Genomic DNA, 590 nt, shown 5'->3' with positions numbered 1-590 from the left:
CGTTGTCCTTCAACTCTTGAATACTCAAAGGACCAAACACTTCTTCTGGTGTCGAGAATCGAGTCATCAAGTATTCAAAGTAACTGCTGTTATCAAAAGCTTGGATAAGACGCTTTGCAATAAGACTCTTTGCAATACCTGGAGGACCTAAAAGAAAGACGCTCTCCCCAGCCAAAGCGGCAAGGAGACAGAGTTTGATGGTGTGTTCGCGTTCATAAACGCCATCAGTTAACGCTTTTGCAAGCTTGTTAATACGCTCGGAAAGTAGTGCTTTTTCGGCATTGGATGCAAAAGAAGGTTGGATCATACGTACTCCGGCTGCTGAACTGATGCTGTGTATTTATTTTTATACATTTGTTATCACTTTGTTACAAGTGTAATTTGTTCGAATCACCCTTATAACAGATGCTTATCTCTCTCTTTGCTGAGCAATCAAAGTTTCCATTTATGAGATATAGCTCACTGAAAGTGCAAACGCTTTCGTGGCCGTGCAACAGTTTTTGCTTTTGTTTCCCACCGTGTGTGGTTAATGTTCAAAAACGTCAAATTGCGGTCATTGCTAGGGTTTACAACTGCATGAGCAAAACAAT

Annotated in this window: 1 protein-coding gene; it reads right to left on the bottom strand. The window is 41.0% G+C overall.

What is annotated here, in order from left to right:
- The coding region (locus R7190_RS29115) for an AAA family ATPase (protein ID WP_318138099.1) at window positions 1-307 on the bottom strand (307 nt) is incomplete at its 3' end.
- Window positions 308-590: the final 283 nt, after the last annotated feature.

The sequence above is a fragment of the Vibrio sp. 1078-1 genome, assembly GCF_033340475.1.
Note: the sequence above shows the minus strand (reverse complement) of the source record. Positions and strands in the feature narration are given on the sequence as shown.